Annotated in this window: 15 protein-coding genes; 9 read left to right on the forward strand and 6 right to left on the reverse strand. The window is 46.0% G+C overall.

The genetic code is table 11. From position 1 onward, the window contains the following. Positions 1–150: 150 nt before the first annotated feature. Complete coding sequence (locus AC3FZD_RS15525; protein WP_488736903.1) at positions 151–1440, reverse strand: Glu/Leu/Phe/Val family dehydrogenase; 1290 nt, start codon at positions 1438–1440, stop codon at positions 151–153. A gap of 324 nt (positions 1441–1764) precedes the next feature. Here AC3FZD_RS15525 and map point away from each other — a divergent pair, with 324 nt between their 5' ends. The 3 genes from map (at position 1765) to AC3FZD_RS15540 (ending at position 3675) form a co-directional block, all read left to right on the forward strand. Beyond that, positions 1765–2553 (forward strand): type I methionyl aminopeptidase, encoded by a 789-nt coding sequence (map, locus tag AC3FZD_RS15530; RefSeq protein ID WP_488736904.1) that lies wholly within the window; start codon positions 1765–1767, stop codon positions 2551–2553. A 144-nt stretch (positions 2554–2697) separates the two neighbouring features. After that, the gene (locus AC3FZD_RS15535) at positions 2698–3264 is read left to right on the forward strand and encodes a Fur family transcriptional regulator (RefSeq protein ID WP_488736905.1); all 567 of its coding nucleotides are present in this window, start codon (positions 2698–2700) and stop codon (positions 3262–3264) included. A gap of 12 nt (positions 3265–3276) precedes the next feature. Beyond that, positions 3277–3675 carry a DUF309 domain-containing protein gene (locus tag AC3FZD_RS15540; RefSeq protein ID WP_488736906.1) on the forward strand — a complete coding sequence of 133 codons (399 nt, stop codon included), beginning with the start codon at positions 3277–3279 and terminating at the stop codon, positions 3673–3675. 52 nt (positions 3676–3727) lie between these two features. Here the strand turns inward: AC3FZD_RS15540 and AC3FZD_RS15545 are convergent, their stop codons facing one another. After that, positions 3728–4528, reverse strand: a complete 801-nt coding sequence (locus AC3FZD_RS15545; RefSeq protein WP_488736907.1) for a Uma2 family endonuclease — start codon at positions 4526–4528, stop codon at positions 3728–3730. Positions 4529–4629: 101 nt separating this feature from the next. Between AC3FZD_RS15545 and AC3FZD_RS15550 the strand changes: the two genes are divergently transcribed. After that, positions 4630–5541, forward strand: coding sequence for a hypothetical protein (locus AC3FZD_RS15550; protein WP_488736908.1), 912 nt, complete (start codon positions 4630–4632; stop codon positions 5539–5541). A gap of 20 nt (positions 5542–5561) precedes the next feature. Further along, on the forward strand, positions 5562–6383 hold the full coding sequence (locus AC3FZD_RS15555; protein ID WP_488736909.1) for a DUF3598 family protein: 822 nt from the start codon (positions 5562–5564) through the stop codon (positions 6381–6383). A gap of 19 nt (positions 6384–6402) precedes the next feature. On the opposite strand, the gene AC3FZD_RS15560 is transcribed toward AC3FZD_RS15555, so the two are convergent. The 3 genes from AC3FZD_RS15560 to AC3FZD_RS15570 form a co-directional block, all read right to left on the reverse strand. Further along, the gene (locus AC3FZD_RS15560; protein ID WP_488736910.1) at positions 6403–7512 is read right to left on the reverse strand and encodes a Gfo/Idh/MocA family protein; all 1110 of its coding nucleotides are present in this window, start codon (positions 7510–7512) and stop codon (positions 6403–6405) included. 121 nt (positions 7513–7633) lie between these two features. Further along, positions 7634–8383 carry a HEPN domain-containing protein gene (locus AC3FZD_RS15565; RefSeq protein WP_488736911.1) on the reverse strand — a complete coding sequence of 250 codons (750 nt, stop codon included), beginning with the start codon at positions 8381–8383 and terminating at the stop codon, positions 7634–7636. Beyond that, on the reverse strand, positions 8367–9431 hold the full coding sequence (locus AC3FZD_RS15570) for a ParA family protein (RefSeq protein WP_488736912.1): 1065 nt from the start codon (positions 9429–9431) through the stop codon (positions 8367–8369). The genes AC3FZD_RS15565 and AC3FZD_RS15570 overlap by 17 nt, the downstream gene beginning before the upstream one ends. Before the next feature lie 176 nt (positions 9432–9607). Here AC3FZD_RS15570 and AC3FZD_RS15575 point away from each other — a divergent pair, with 176 nt between their 5' ends. Continuing rightward, complete coding sequence (locus tag AC3FZD_RS15575; RefSeq protein WP_488736913.1) at positions 9608–10981, forward strand: 16S rRNA (cytosine(967)-C(5))-methyltransferase; 1374 nt, start codon at positions 9608–9610, stop codon at positions 10979–10981. On the opposite strand, the gene psb35 is transcribed toward AC3FZD_RS15575, so the two are convergent. Then, the gene (gene psb35 / locus AC3FZD_RS15580; RefSeq protein ID WP_488736914.1) at positions 10978–11163 is read right to left on the reverse strand and encodes a photosystem II assembly protein Psb35; all 186 of its coding nucleotides are present in this window, start codon (positions 11161–11163) and stop codon (positions 10978–10980) included. The genes AC3FZD_RS15575 and psb35 overlap by 4 nt on opposite strands. 128 nt (positions 11164–11291) lie before the next feature. Here psb35 and AC3FZD_RS15585 point away from each other — a divergent pair, with 128 nt between their 5' ends. From AC3FZD_RS15585 to AC3FZD_RS15595, 3 genes are all read left to right on the forward strand, one after another. Beyond that, a complete protein-coding gene (locus AC3FZD_RS15585; RefSeq protein ID WP_488736915.1) occupies positions 11292–11891 on the forward strand; it encodes a LemA family protein in 600 nt (199 codons plus the stop codon). A gap of 6 nt (positions 11892–11897) precedes the next feature. Next, on the forward strand, positions 11898–13805 hold the full coding sequence (locus AC3FZD_RS15590; RefSeq protein WP_488736916.1) for a M48 family metallopeptidase: 1908 nt from the start codon (positions 11898–11900) through the stop codon (positions 13803–13805). Positions 13806–13935: 130 nt separating this feature from the next. After that, a complete protein-coding gene (locus tag AC3FZD_RS15595) occupies positions 13936–14964 on the forward strand; it encodes a PstS family phosphate ABC transporter substrate-binding protein (RefSeq protein WP_488736917.1) in 1029 nt (342 codons plus the stop codon). Positions 14965–14979: the final 15 nt, after the last annotated feature.

Raw genomic sequence — 14979 nt, forward strand, 5'->3', positions numbered from 1 at the left:
TACCTGAGAATAAAATGGGATAAAAGGGACTTAAAATTGATCCCTGGATGTTAAAAGGCAATTTCAAAATTGATTATCTCAATTCTAGCAAAAGAATCTTAAACGAGACAAGAAAGTTGGGCTAGTTTGTAACAGAAAAACACAATTCAACTACGGATATAAACCGCGATCGCTTAGAGCCTGAGCCACACGACCCACACCCAACGTATACGCCGCCAACCGTAAGGGAATTCCCCGTTGTTGTGCAGTTTCATAAACCCGATGATAAGCTCGCACCATCAAGCCTTCCATCTCTTGGTTCACCCGTTCCTCATCCCAGAACACATAGGACTGGCCTTGTACCCATTCCAGATAACTCACCACCACACCACCAGCATTGGCTAAAATATCGGGTAAAACGGTAATGCCGCGACTGTGCAACATTTGATCCGCCACCAAAGTCACCGGGCCATTGGCTGCCTCTGCCACCATTTGCGCCTGAATTTTAGGGGCATTATCTTCTGTAATCTGATCTTCCAGAGCTGCTGGAATCAACACATCACAAGGCAGAGTTAACAATTCCTCATTGGTAATCAGTTCGCCACCAGGGAAGTTGCCCATATGGCCGTGATGTTCAACCACATGCTTGTACAGAGCCGGGATATCTAAGCCATTTTTGGCAAACACGCCACCGGAAACATTAGAAACCGCCAACACCTTAGCACCTGCTTGATGGAGCAACAGAGCAGCCGCGCTACCCACATTACCGAAGCCTTGAACGACCACGGAAACACCCGCCAAGGATTTCCCTTGTTGCGCCAGAGCTTCCCTTACCACAATCATCACTCCTCGACCGGTGGCTTGTTGTCGTCCCTTAGAACCCCCCACAGAGAGGGGTTTACCGGTGACAATACCCGGAACAGCATGACCGACATTCATGGAATAGGTATCCATCATCCAAGCCATTTCCCGCGCCGAAGTTCCCATATCGGGAGCTGGAATATCAACGGCTGGGCCAATGTCTTTAATCAGTTCGCTGGTATAGCGGCGGGTAATGCGTTCTAGCTCACCCACACTATATTGATTGGGGTCAATGGCAATACCGCCTTTGGCTCCGCCATAGGGAATGCCCAGTAATGCACATTTCCAGGTCATTAGCATGGCTAAAGCTGAGACTTCTTGTAAGGTGACGGAGGGATGATAGCGAGTTCCGCCTTTGTAGGGGCCGAGAACATCGCAATGTTGGACTCGGTGTCCGGCTAAAACTTGCACTTCTCCGGTATCAAGCTTAACGGGAATGGAAACCGTGACGACTTTGCGAGGATTTTCCAAAACGGTCAGGATGCCGCGATCGATATTGAGTTCAGAACCGGCTTGCTGTAAGTAACTACAGGTGCGATCCATGGGGCAAATATGGGCCGGAGTCGGAGGCTGGGGCATCTTAACTGAGGTGTTCATCATCAGAGTTTACCTCTTATGTATGGTGTTAATTCAACCTTATAGCTTTACGTTAGCTCAGGATTATAAAGAAAAACAAAAAACAGTAAAGTTCGTAACAATTTGACATTTTTTAACATAATTCTCATAATTGACCTCCTACTCTCTAGTTATAAACACGCCACTCCCCATCTCCCCATCTCCCCATCTCCCCATCTCCCCATCTCCCCATCTCCCCATCTCCCCATCTCCCCATCTCCCCATTCCCCATTCCCCCATTCCCCATTCCCCATTCCCGTATCATAGATAAAGAGTGAAGAGCTTGATGACCTTTGAGATCTTAGAAACATGGGAAGCGAAACAATCGTATTATTATCGCGGCGCGAAATTGACAAAATGCGCCAAGCCGGAATCTTAGCCAGTCAATTACTGGATCACTTAGCGCCCATGGTGCAACCGGGAGTAACCACTTTAGAATTAAATGATGAAGCTGAACGCTGGACTCGCGAACATGGCGCTATCAGTGCGCCTTTGGGATATCATGGGTTTCCTAAATCCATTTGTACCAGTGTGAATGAGGTGATTTGTCACGGTATCCCCAACAGCAAACAAAAACTCAAAGATGGGGATATTATTAATATCGATGTGACTCCGATTCTGGATGGCTATTATGGGGATACATCACGGACGTTTTTTGTGGGAACTCCTTCACCGGTAGCTAAACAGTTGGTGGAAGTGACCTATGAATGTATGATGCGCGGGATTGCTGCGGTAAAACCGGGTGGCAGAATTGGGGATATTGGCGCAGCGATTCAAGAGTATGCAGAAGGTCATGGCTTTTCCGTGGTGCGCGATTTTGTCGGTCATGGGATTAATCGTGAGTTTCATACAGCTCCCCAGGTTCCCCATTATGGGGTAAGGGGTAAGGGGAAACGGTTGCGTAAGGGGATGGTGTTTACTATTGAGCCGATGATTAATGAAGGCACTTATGAAGCGCAGGTTTTAGAGGATAATTGGACGGCAGTGACCAAAGATGGCAAGCTCTCGGCCCAGTTTGAACATACGATCGCCGTTACGGAGAATGGCGTAGAAATCCTGACTTTACCGGAATCCCAAGACGAGGTGAAAAGCGCTTAGAACCATTGAGGAGTCCCTTGTTTGATGATACGGGGACTCTTGAGGGTTGATAAACTGGAATAATTCTCAATAAAATTGTTTTTTTGCAAATCAGTAATTCGCGCTTTATAATTTTGAAAACAGCACTATTGTTGAGAATCCCCCATGTCTCTATATACTCCCACCTCTCTCAAGGCTGAACTGAATGCTAAAGGTTGGCGCTTAACCCCCCAGAGGGAAACGATTCTGCATGTTTTTCAGAATCTTCCTAGGGGAAATCATCTGAGCGCCGAAGAACTCCACGATCTGCTGAAACAGAGGGGTGAGCGGATTAGCCTATCGACGATTTATCGCACGGTCAAACTGATGGCCAGGATGGGGATTATTCGGGAATTGGAACTGGCAGAAGGTCATAAACACTACGAATTGAATCATCCCTACCCCCATCATCATCATCACATTGTCTGTGTTCAGTGCAACCAGACCCTAGAGTTTAAGAATGATGCGATTCTTAAGCACAGCTTAAAACAAGCCTCGAAAACTGGGGTACAGATGATTGATTGTCAATTGACGATTCATGCTATTTGTCCGGAAGCGATTCGCAAAGGATGGCCAGCCATGTTACCGAGTAGTTGGTCTTGTTCGATGGCGATCGCCTCAAGTCATAATCATAATAATCTAGAAGAGATTCAAGAATATCTCGATCAAGAAGAATCTGAAGACCTATCGTAGAAGCTAAAGCCTATGTCTGATCGTCTGCCCCCTGAATTTTGGCAAGGCATTGAACAATTTAATCAACAGGAATTTTATGCCTGTCACGATACCCTAGAAGCCATTTGGCTTGAAGCCTCGGAACCAGAACGCACCTTTTATCAAGGTATCTTACAACTGGCTGTCGGCATTTATCATCTGGGCAATCAAAATTTACGGGGAGCGATGATTTTACTCGGTGAAGGGATCGGCCGCTTGAGTCGCTATCAACCGGACTATGCAGGATTAGATATTCGCCAACTGCTCCTACAAAGCAAGACTTTACTCACTCAACTGCAACAAGCCAGCCTTAATTCTACGGATCGGGTGAATATTAACCAGTATTCTCAACTCTTGCCCAAAATTGAGCGAATGGATCGGCGATCGCTCTAAGGGTTAGCTCTTCGCTTTGCCCATGGGACAATGGGTTGAATCTAGCATTTTTTTAGGAGAGATTGTCTTGTACGGTCTCGACGGGTAAGGATAAGATTTGGGCGATCGCCTCTGCATCGAGTCCCATTGCTGCTAAGGGGGCGATCGCCTGACGCTGGGCTTGCTTGAGCTGTTCAATCTCTTCCTCCTTTTGTTCAATCTCTTCCTCCTTTTGTTCGAGTTCTAAGTCTTTTTGTTCGAGTTCTAGGTCTTTTTGTTCGAGTTCTAGCAGGGTATTTTCTACCCGTGCGATCGCCTCTACATAAGTCGCAAACCTCTCACCCGTAGGACGATACAGTTGCAATTCTCCTGCTTCTGTTAGCACAAACCGCACATTTAACAGGGGACTGACCCAATTTTGCATGGATGCTATAGGAAGTAAATTACCCTGTTGTTGACGCATCCATCCTTTGAGCTTGACTCGCTCTGGGTCAAACAGATAATATTCCTGGACTCCATAACGGTTATAAAACTTCAGCTTTTTCTCTTCTAATTCTTTGAGCGTGTTACTTGGCGAAGCAATTTCAAATACCACTTGAGGCGCGATATTATTTTCTTCCCATTGTCGATAGGAACCGCGATCGCCTTTAGGTCTACCAAATGCCACCATTACATCCGGAGCCACACGAGTTTGATTATCTCCTTCGACAGGATACCAAAGCAAGTCTCCCGCGATAAACACATTAGGGTCATTAGCATACAGGGCATCTAGACCGCCTTGAATGGTGGTAATGTAGCGAAACTGGATCGTATTATCAGCCAAGGGTAACCCGTCGCTTTCTGGATACTCAATTTGAGGATGAACTGAAACCATGATAGAAGGATGGGTAGCACTGAGGAAAGAGATGATCCTATTTTAGGGCAGAGCAGGCAGGGTATGATGGTTACCTTAAGGATCGATGAAGAACGAATTTTATGAGTGTCTTATCCAAAACCTTGGGCATGGCATTAGTTTTAAGCCTATCCTCTGGACTCACCCCACCCGCCCAAACCCGAACCTTCGCACTAACTCCCGAATTCACCCTGGTTGAGGATGGGCGCAACTATGCCTTTGAAGCCGGGCAAGGTATTTATCGGGTGCGATATAACTACACGGGTAAAAACTGGACTCATGCCGATGTTGCCCCCATTCGCATCAACACCAACCGCCCGATCGCCATTTTACCGATTCAGTATACCGCTAACTCCATGCAACCGGGAGCCAAAGTTGATGATTACCATGTGGGACTCTATTGGAATACGGTGACCGCTAATGAACTTTATCAACGGTTAACCGCCCTTGGATTTTATGTCCTGGTTCCCACCATTCAAATGTATGGGGAAAATCTCGACGGGTTTCAAGCTTTAGAACACTATATCGCTGGTGTCCATAAAGGCAACCGCAATGTGCAGACCCTAATTTTAACCGCCGATGCCCATGTTGTCAGTGAAGCCAATCCCTTTCCGGGGGCACAAATGTTAGTGACTGGCTTGCATCCGCGCGATCGCCAATGGGAAAATCGTATTCAAGCCAAGCTGCAACCCTTCTATCAACAGCAAGGTTTACGCAACATCGGGCCGAGAGTAAGGGGAGGAAAAAGCGATCGCGAGGGTCATGCCCTGGCTTGGCATCCCCTCATTGAGCGGGCAGCCGAATATAATCCCCATGTTGCGATCCTAGAAGTGGCCCAAGCCAGGGAAATTCTTGCTAAAGTTGGATCTTGGGAGAGGGCTGCCCAATGGGCAACGCCTGTATTTGACGCAGTAGCCGCAGCCATGGCAGAACAAGCTTGTGTGGATGGGGCAGAACTTCCCCAAGTTTGTAGGAATGTAACACCAATCCCTTAAAAATAACTCTATCTGGAATTATGCGATCGCAGTGGCAAAACCTCTTAGAAAACCTCGGCATTTGGGACGGTTCCTTTACCCAATTCTCGCCCCTGGGCATCCTGGAAAAAGATACCCCCACCGTGGTTACCCTCGAAGGCAGAGATAATAACCAAACCGTTTATCAAACCGTGCAGCGATTTCCCCCTGGGGAAACTCCACCCCCCATGCTCGAACTTGAATACAAATCTCTCCATCGCAATATTCTCTTCTTCGATGATGGGCATTTTTCCCAAGGCAGTGCCCACCATAACCCTTTTGCCACCTTTGGCGGTGAATTTGGCTTTATCCACCAACAGCGCCGCCTCCGCTTCGTGATTCTGTATCAAAAAAGCTACCTCGATCAAATTACCCTGATTCGGGAAAAACTCCGAGGAACAACCCTTCCCGAACGTCCTCCGTTAACCATCGATCAACTCTTAGGAACCTGGGAAGGAGAAGTGACGACTCTCTATCCTGACCTACGTCCCCCAGATCGCACTCAAAGCACTCTGTCCCTCTCGCGAGAGGGCAATCAAATCACTCAAACCCTGAACAGTAATGATTTTAAGCTTACCTCAACGGCAACCCTAGAGGGGTCTAGATTAGAATTTACGGGAAGATACCAACCGGTACAAGTTCTCTTGCTTCCCGACGGGGGGTCAACCACCAGCCCCGTTAACGTGGAATCTGGAAAACCCTTCTTTTTAGAAGTGGGGTGGCTCATTTCCCCCAGGGAGCGCCTACGGTTAATTCGCAGTTATGATCGCCAGGGTGCTTGGCAAAGCTTAAGTTTAGTGACGGAGAAGAAAGTGAGTTCTTAGTCTGGAGTGTTGATTCAGATTAGATAACATCGGCTAAGGGAGGAACTTCAACCCAATGGTTGGTGGTATGGGATTGATGGGTTAAGTCCATTAACAGTTGGGAGTATACCCCTTCTCGCAGGGTGGGCACGGTGGGTGGAGCAGATGGGTTTTCCAGGGTTTCTACCCAAGCATCAACGACGCGCATAAAGGCGGCAATGCGTCCATCGGGGTAGGTTTGGGGAAATTCTAGCCGTTGGGGAATTTCTAGTGGGTTCAAGGGTTCGCCAAATTTGGCTCCTTGCAGGGTAAAGCCATAGATATAGTCTTTTTGATTGGCACTGCCTAAAATTAGGGTAGCGCGATCGCCATAAACTTCCACCCAATGCCCCCGTCCTTGATAGGCGATGGAACTGAGGGAGACTTGACAGGGTGTACCATCAGCGAGTTCGAGCATGAGTAAACAAGTGTCATCTGCATCTACGGGTTTGAGTTCCCCCGTTGTCGGATCTCGGCGCTCGGCAATCGCGGTACTCAAGCGAGCGGATAGGCGCTTGATGTCTCCAAAGAGCCAGGCAATATAGTCAAAGGTATGGGAACCAATCGCTCCTAATGCGCCGCCGCCTTTCTCTTTTTGGGAATACCAATTCCAAGGACGACTGGGATCGGAGCGTGAGGGGGCGAGCCAATCAATTTTGATGAACCGTTTTTTACCCACATAGTTATCAGTAAGCAGTTCTTGAAACCGTTGCCAGGCGGGGACAAAGCGAAATTCAAAATCCATGGCAGCAACTACCCCTTGAAGCTCCTGCAATTGATAAAGTTCTTGGGCTGATTCAACGGATAGGGTGGTGGGTTTTTCTAGTAATAGATGTTTTTTTGCCTTTAGAACTGTTTTCGCCATCTCGTAGTGTAGGAAGGGTGGGGTAGAAATGCTAACGGCATCTACTTCTGGTAAATTGGCGATCGCCTCCACGGTATCCACAGCATGGGGAATCTGATGTTGGGCGGCGATCTTTTGAGCGGTAGCGAGATCGCGATGATAGACTGCCATTATTTGAGTGCGATGGTGATGCTCAAAAGCAGGAATATGGACTTTTTGCCCAAATCCTGTGCCCACAATGCCGATACCAATAGAAGACTGACTCATGCTATTTATGCTGTTAAATTTACTGTTAATTATATAGGAAACAGGGAACGGGGAGTGGAGAGAAACCGGGTTTCTAGTTTCTAACCTCCTTGTGTCATATACGGTTATTTAGGTGAAAGCCTTAAAGGACTTGATGAATGCTTTCAACGACTTGTTCAATAAAATCAACTGCATCATTAACCATTATGGCATTAATGGGCCAGCGATTCCCGATGCCAAAACTCGGATCGATATCAGCTTCATGGGCAATTTTATTGCGCCGATCCACAATTAAGCTCAGTTGTTGCTTGATATCTTTTGCCGATCGCCCTAAGAGAGCTGACACCTCATCCCATAGCTTTTTATCTGAAATTAGTCGAATTGCATCAGCAATCTTTTCCGGTTGCTGATAACTTTGGTAACTGAGTTTCTGCCTAGTTTCATCTTCTAACCAAGAGCTACGATTCAGTTTATTGACTAGGCTATCCGATAGAATAGGCAGTAAGGACGATACTGTATGAGATTGCTGCAAAAATGATGAACCTTGACTTTGCTGGATTTCATTCTCTAACCAAGAGGCAATATCGTTGAGGATTATTCGTTCTTGTCGTGCCCCACCCAAGGATACCTGAAACCGGGAAAAGGGGGAATGGAAACTATTTGGTGGGACTTGCGGTTCAGTACGTTGCCCTTGATGGATCTGTATCATGCCTAGGGTGACGACTTCATGAATATAATAGTCTAAAGCACTCACAGATAACACTAAAGCTGCTCTCAAAATATCGGATAAATCTAGAGCAGCAGTGGATTGTGCTTTAACAGAATTATGAATAGAAATCAAATCGCGAACACGGGCAATGCTAATCTGGAATTGATCAAGCGCTGATTGCATGGGCAGAAGAAGTACGAGTAATAATTTGATCGGCTAATTCTGAAAAGGTTGCTCTAAATTGATCCTGTTTTTCTTGGGCTTTCTCCAAAACCCGACCATACCAAAGGGCAGATTTTAGCTGTTCGGATGTTAAGGCATAAACTGGTTTTTGGTGCTGTTGAGATAAGGCAATCAAACTATTAAAATCTGGAATTTTTGCCAGAACAATACTGTTCTGTGTGTTGTTTATATAACTTGAGTCTATCATGTGATTATGGGCTAAAACTGGAATCATTTTTTGAGCAACACTTTCTTCTATTGTTTCGATCCAGTTTTGAAAAGCTGCCGTTTCCTTACCTCTAATAATGCGATAATTTTGGACAATGATTCCTAAAAATTTCAGGTTCACTTCGGGAAATGGATAAACCGCTTCTTTGAGAATGGGAAGGGAGCTGGCGGTTTTAGCCCAACTATACCATTTAGGTAAAACCTTACTTAAAGAATCAATTGCCATGACGGAAAAGAAATCAGCTGTTGTGGGAATGATAAAAAAATCGCTGGTCATCAGTAGGTTCTGATTGATCGGTCCCAAACTGGGACTCATGTCAATCAAAATATAATCAGCCTTATACTTTTGTGCCGTCTTGTTTAATAACTCTGTAATCGATCCGGGTAAATTTTTCAGAGCTTGAATTGAGCCACTTAGCTCTTGGGCAATGCCTAACGTTACTTCATATTCAGCAAAGCCAACATGACCTGGTAATAAAAATAATCTTTCTCGATCTTGCACCGGAATACAATCGACCGCTTCAATGGGTTTGGGCTGTGATTCAAAAGCGGGAGCTAAAGCAGTTTTGATATTGGAGGAGGTTTGGTAAATGGCAGCAATTCTCTGTTGATTCTCTTCTGTTCCTTCCCCCAAAACCATGCCGGTCAAGTTACATTGAGGATCGGTATCAACGAGAATGACGGTTTTCCCTTTCTCAGCCAGCATCCAACCTAGATTAAATGTGGTGGTGGTTTTGCTGACCCCACCTTTATGATTAAAAAGGGCAATCTTTTGAACCATGAGATTGACTCCATATTGAGGGATAAGAATTGAGATAATTGAATATTATTATAGACCATGGGAGAGGCTAAAATTGAGACTCTAGTGAGCTGAAGATTTTCTGATTTTTGACCAATGACTTCCCTAAGATCGCCTCTAACCCCTATCATTAAAAGGTCAGTCTGAGAAAAGTTTACATGCTTAACCCTAATGCTCGTCAAGTTGCCTTTTCCATTCTCAAGGAGATCGATCGCCAGGATACTTATACTGATGTGGCCTTAAATCGGGGGTTGAGTGGGGCGAAATTGGCGACGGTAGACCGGGGTTTGGTGACGGAGTTGGTTTATGGGGTGGTGCGACGGAGGCGATCGCTTGATGCGCTGATCGGTCAGTTTGCCCGTAAACCGATTGAGGAACAACCGGCAGATTTACGGTTGATCTTTCATCTGGGATTGTATCAACTGCGCTATCTGAATCAAATTCCAGCCCCTGCGGTAGTGCATACGACGGTGGAGTTGGCCAAAAATAATGGTTTGCGGGGTTTATCGGGGGTGGTGAATGGGGTATTGCGGCAGTATATGAGGTCACCGGGCGATCCCCTGAAGTTACCCGATCCAGTCGCCCAACGGTTGGCGATTCTCCATAGTTACCCGGATTGGATCGTGGAACAATGGTTAACCCAACTGGGAGAAGGGGAAACTCAACAGTTATGTGAGTGGTTTAACCGTCCTCCGACTCTGGATCTAAGGGTTAATATCCATAAAGTTTCGGTGGCAGAGGTGGAAACAGCGTTTCAGGAGGCCGGTATTCCGGTGGAGCGTTTACCCTATTCTCCCCAAGGGTTGCGATTATTGAAAAAAGTGGGAGCGGTGCAGCAGTTGCCCGGTTTTGAGCAAGGATGGTGGAGTATCCAAGATTGTAGCGCCCAATTGGTGGGCTATTTGGTCGATCCACAACCGGGGGAGGTGGTGATTGATGGCTGTGCTGCTCCTGGGGGTAAAACGACTCATTTAGCGGAGTTAATGGGCGATCGCGGTACAATTTGGGGATGCGATCGCCAACATTCGCGGTTGAAAAAGGCGATCCAAAATGCCCAACGTCTGGATTTACACAGCATTAAAACCCGTGTGGGAGATCTGCGGGAGATTGGGGATTTTGACAAAAAAGGCGATCGCGTGTTGCTAGATGTCCCTTGTTCTGGGTTAGGCACGCTCCACCGTCATGCCGATGCTCGGTGGCGACAGTCCCCAGAGTCCATCGTGCAGTTATCCCTGCTACAGCAAGAACTGCTGGCAAAAGCCGCCTCTTGGGTGAAACCGGGGGGAAGTTTGGTTTACTCCACTTGTACCCTCGACCCCCAGGAAAATGAGCAGGTGATCAGCAACTTTTTAGACCAGAATTCCCAGTGGAGTATTGCACCAGCGCGATCGCTTCAGCGATGCGGAGCATTATCGCCCTCCCCCCTAGCCCCTTTATCCACCCCTGAAGGCTGGATTAAGGTTTGGCCCCACCGTCATCAGATGGATGGCTTTTTTATGGTGCGCTTGCAACTCAGGGAAGAATCTACTTAAGAGTCTTTTTTATCTTTATTCATGTCGGGAATATAATCTGGTTTTTCCGCATTTTCCCATCCTGCGGGACGCTTAGAGTTGTACCAGGCGATCGAACCAATCACTACCGCAGCAATAAATCCCACCACATAAACCAGAGTAAAGGCGAGAGGAAACGATCCAGCTTCCATGAGGATTAACATCGTAGTAAAGTCCCATTTTTAAAGGTTATCTTTCAGGATATCAGCTTCCTAGGACAAGGAATTAATCTGAGCTTGAATTTGGAGAATTCGATCGATGATATAATGCCATCTAAAAGGGTTTTCATCTTATGGCAAAAATACTCCTTACCCTAGCCGTTCTAGGGACATTGGTGGCCCTGGTGGCTTCTATTATCATTGAGTCCTATAATTCTTTGGTTAAGTTACGCAATCGCTATCAGAATGCCTTCGCCCAAATTGATGTGCAGTTGCGCCGTCGTCATGATTTGATTCCTAATTTGCTGGAAGCGGTGAAGGGGTATATGAAGCATGAGCGGGAAACGTTAGATGCGGTGATTCAAGCCAGGAATGCGGCAGTAACGGCTACTTCCCAAGCTTCTCAAGATCCAGGCGATCCAGCCGCCATGCAGACGTTAGGCAATGCGGAGGCGGTGCTGACGGGTTCTTTGGGGCGGTTGTTTGCCCTAGCGGAGGCGTATCCAGATTTGAAGGCGGATCGGAATATGAGTGAGTTGATGGAAGAGTTGCGATCGACGGAAAATAAAATTGCTTTTGCTCGTCAGGCGTTTAATGATGGAGTGACACTATACAATACGAAGCGCGAAGTTTTTCCTAGTAATATCATTGCCGGTATGTTCAATTTTCGGGCGGCACAGTTACTACAAGAAACTGATCCCGATGTGAAAAATGTGCCTACCATTTCTTTTTAGCAAACGATGAACTTTTTTGAGCATCAAGAGCAAGCACGGCGGAAAACGGTTTATCTGATTTTCTTGTTTGCGATCGCCATTTTGGGGATGATTTTCGCCCTTTATGCTGTAGTAGCGATCACCGTTTACATGGAACTGCAAACCCGGCGATCGCTCATTTCACCCGAACTCTTAGTTCTCATTACCCTCGCTGTATTGCTCATTGTCGGCTTTGGTAGCGGCCATAAAATCCTGCAATTGCGAGCTGGAGGTAAAATCGTAGCCTTCAGTCTGGGCGGGCGTTTGGTTAAACCCGACACCCCCGATCTTCTGGAGCAACAACTGCTGAATATCGTCGAAGAAATGGCGATCGCCTCCGGAACCTCCATTCCCCCCGTCTACATCCTCGATAGCGAACCTGCCATTAACGCCTTTGCCGCCGGATTTACCATTAATGATGCCGTCATCGGCGTAACCCAAGGCTGCCTAAAAGAACTATCCCGCGATCAACTTCAAGGCGTAATTGCCCATGAATTTAGCCATATTATTTACGGCGATATGCGACTCAATTTATATCTGATCGGAGTCATTCAAGGCATTTTACTCATTCACATCCTAGGGCGCAAGATCTTAGAAGTCATTCAAAATTCACCCCGCACCACCCGAAAAAACCAAGGCTTGTTAGAAATCGGGGGTTTAGCCCTTTTAGCCATCGGATATATCGGCTTTCTTTGCGGGCGAATGATTAAAAGCGCCATCTCCCGTCAGCGAGAATTTTTAGCCGATGCTTCCGCCGTTCAATTTACCCGCAATCCCCTTGGACTTTCCGGCGCTCTGCGTAAAATTGGCAACGTAAAAGATGGCTCAAAAATCAAAACATCTACAGCCGAAGAAGCCAGCCATTTATTTTTTGGCGAAGCCATCCGCAACTTCAATCACCACTTCTTCGCCACCCATCCACCCCTAACTGAACGAATTGAACGATTAGAAAATCTACCGGCGGGCATATTATCCGAGGATATTTCCTTACCCGCAAGACCACTTACCGCAACTTTAGAAACTCCAGAAACGCCAGAAATTACCCAATTACAACATACCACCATCCACGCCAACCCTAAATCCATTATCACTGAAATTGGCACAACCGATCGCGCCCATCTCAACTATGCCCAATCCTTACTTTCTCAACTTCCAGAAGCCATTAAAACAGCCATCAAATCTGAGCAAGGTTCCCAAGCCCTCATTTATGGACTATTATTAAACACACAGGATAAAGCCGTCCAGGAGCGCCAAATCAGTCACCTCAGAACCACCGAACCCCCAGAACTCCTCGATCATCTCTGGCAGATTTTTCCTTATTTTCAAGACTTAAATCCTCCTTACCGTTTACCCCTAATTGACTTAACCATTCCCGTCCTCAGAAATTTATCCATTGAACTTTATCAACATCTGAGCGAACAAGTACAAACCTTAATTGATGCAGACGGCAAATTATCCTTATCAGAATATACCTTACAAGTCATTTTACTTCATCGTCTCGCCCCCTATTTCCATCCTCCTCGCAATCCCAAAACTGCATCCACCACTATCCATGAAATTTGGAATGATTGCCTGATCGTTTTATCCGCCTTAGCCGAAGTTGGACATCAGGATGAGCAGCAACAAATTCAGTCCTTTGTATCTGGATTACAACGACTTCCTGGGGCAGATAAAAAAATACTTCCCAATCAACTCATCCCCACGAATATTATTAGTATTCGTCGCAGTCTAAGACGGCTGATAAACACCACACCTAAACTAAAACAAGCCATTGTCGATGCTTGCGCCCATACCGTTTTATTTAATCATCAAGTCAATATTGAAGAAGCAGAAATCTTACGCACGATCGTTATTCTCTTAGATTGTCCCATTCCTCCTTTTTTAGAAACCTTATAGCTACAAAAAGCTTTCTCTCTGACTCTATGGGGGGATAAAAATTAACGAGAACTTAACCAAAGCTTAACTTGACATTTGACCATTTTTTGAAATGATAACAAGTGGGTCTCTAACGGTAGAGTGGTAAATTATGCGATTCATTCTGAAAACGGCCAAACCATTCATCGGGTTCTTCATCTTAGCTCTAGCGTCTACCGCTTTACTCAATGGGTGTCAACCCTCTAGTCCTCAATCCTATCAACCCATTAATATTGATGGTTCTAGTACCGTTTATCCAATTACGAAAACGGCTGCTGACCGCTTTAACCAAGGTCAGAATGTTCCAGTAGAAGTAACGGTAGGATTTTCTGGAACCGGGGGAGGTTTTGATAAATTTTGTGCGGGAGAAACTGATATTAATAATGCCTCTAGACCGATTAGCGTATCCGAAATGGAAGCCTGTAAGCAGGGAAAAGTATCTTATATTGAGCTGCCCATTGCCTTTGATGCAATCACCGTAGTGGTTAATCCCCAAAATACTTGGGTTGAAGACATTACAATCAATGAACTGCAACAAATTTGGCAACCTGAAGCCCAGCAAAAAATCACTCGATGGAATCAAATTCGACCCTCTTGGCCCGAGGTTCCTTTGAAATTATATGGCCCCGGTACAGATTCGGGAACCTATGATTATTTTACTGAGGCCGTTATGGGAACTGCGGGATCGAGTCGCAGTGATTATATTTCTAGTGAAGATGATACATTACTTGAGCAACAAATCAGCTCAGATGTTAATAGTTTGGGTTATTTTGGATTAGCCTATTACGAGCAAAATAAAGACGAGTTAAAAGCCCTGAGTGTCGATAGTGGTAATGGGCCAGTTTTTCCTTCTCAAGAAACAGTGGAAAAAAGTGAATATAATCCTCTCGCCCGTCCCTTGTTCATCTATATTAATCTGACCTCGGCTCAAGAAAATCCAGCGATGAGGGAATTTGTCTATTACTATTTAGAACAAGCGGCGGGAATTGCACAAGAAGTCGGTTATGTTCCTCTCCCAGAGGAGGCTTATCATATTAACCAAGTCACGTATAATAAGGGAGAAGTTGGCACGGTTTTTGAAGGTCGATCTCAATTTGGCCTCTCTATTTCCGAGCTGCTGCGTAAGCAAGCTAAGTATTAATATAAAAGGGAAGAA

This window comes from Roseofilum sp. KMC-1 (genome assembly GCF_057802075.1).

Excerpts from the sequence above, each read along its gene's own strand:
- AC3FZD_RS15540 (WP_488736906.1), top strand. The coding sequence starts at position 3,277 with ATGTCTGATCGTCTGCCCCCTGAATTTTGGCAAGGCATTGAACAATTT.
- psb35 (WP_488736914.1), bottom strand. The coding sequence starts at position 11,163 with ATGTTAATCCTCATGGAAGCTGGATCGTTTCCTCTCGCCTTTACTCTG.
- AC3FZD_RS15585 (WP_488736915.1), top strand. The coding sequence starts at position 11,292 with ATGGCAAAAATACTCCTTACCCTAGCCGTTCTAGGGACATTGGTGGCC.
- AC3FZD_RS15590 (WP_488736916.1), top strand. The coding sequence starts at position 11,898 with ATGAACTTTTTTGAGCATCAAGAGCAAGCACGGCGGAAAACGGTTTAT.
- AC3FZD_RS15575 (WP_488736913.1), top strand. The coding sequence starts at position 9,608 with ATGCTTAACCCTAATGCTCGTCAAGTTGCCTTTTCCATTCTCAAGGAG.
- AC3FZD_RS15545 (WP_488736907.1), bottom strand. The coding sequence starts at position 4,528 with ATGGTTTCAGTTCATCCTCAAATTGAGTATCCAGAAAGCGACGGGTTA.
- AC3FZD_RS15535 (WP_488736905.1), top strand. The coding sequence starts at position 2,698 with ATGTCTCTATATACTCCCACCTCTCTCAAGGCTGAACTGAATGCTAAA.
- AC3FZD_RS15595 (WP_488736917.1), top strand. The coding sequence starts at position 13,936 with ATGCGATTCATTCTGAAAACGGCCAAACCATTCATCGGGTTCTTCATC.
- AC3FZD_RS15555 (WP_488736909.1), top strand. The coding sequence starts at position 5,562 with ATGCGATCGCAGTGGCAAAACCTCTTAGAAAACCTCGGCATTTGGGAC.
- AC3FZD_RS15560 (WP_488736910.1), bottom strand. The coding sequence starts at position 7,512 with ATGAGTCAGTCTTCTATTGGTATCGGCATTGTGGGCACAGGATTTGGG.
- AC3FZD_RS15550 (WP_488736908.1), top strand. The coding sequence starts at position 4,630 with ATGAGTGTCTTATCCAAAACCTTGGGCATGGCATTAGTTTTAAGCCTA.
- AC3FZD_RS15525 (WP_488736903.1), bottom strand. The coding sequence starts at position 1,440 with ATGATGAACACCTCAGTTAAGATGCCCCAGCCTCCGACTCCGGCCCAT.
- AC3FZD_RS15565 (WP_488736911.1), bottom strand. The coding sequence starts at position 8,383 with ATGCAATCAGCGCTTGATCAATTCCAGATTAGCATTGCCCGTGTTCGC.
- AC3FZD_RS15570 (WP_488736912.1), bottom strand. The coding sequence starts at position 9,431 with ATGGTTCAAAAGATTGCCCTTTTTAATCATAAAGGTGGGGTCAGCAAA.
- map (WP_488736904.1), top strand. The coding sequence starts at position 1,765 with ATGGGAAGCGAAACAATCGTATTATTATCGCGGCGCGAAATTGACAAA.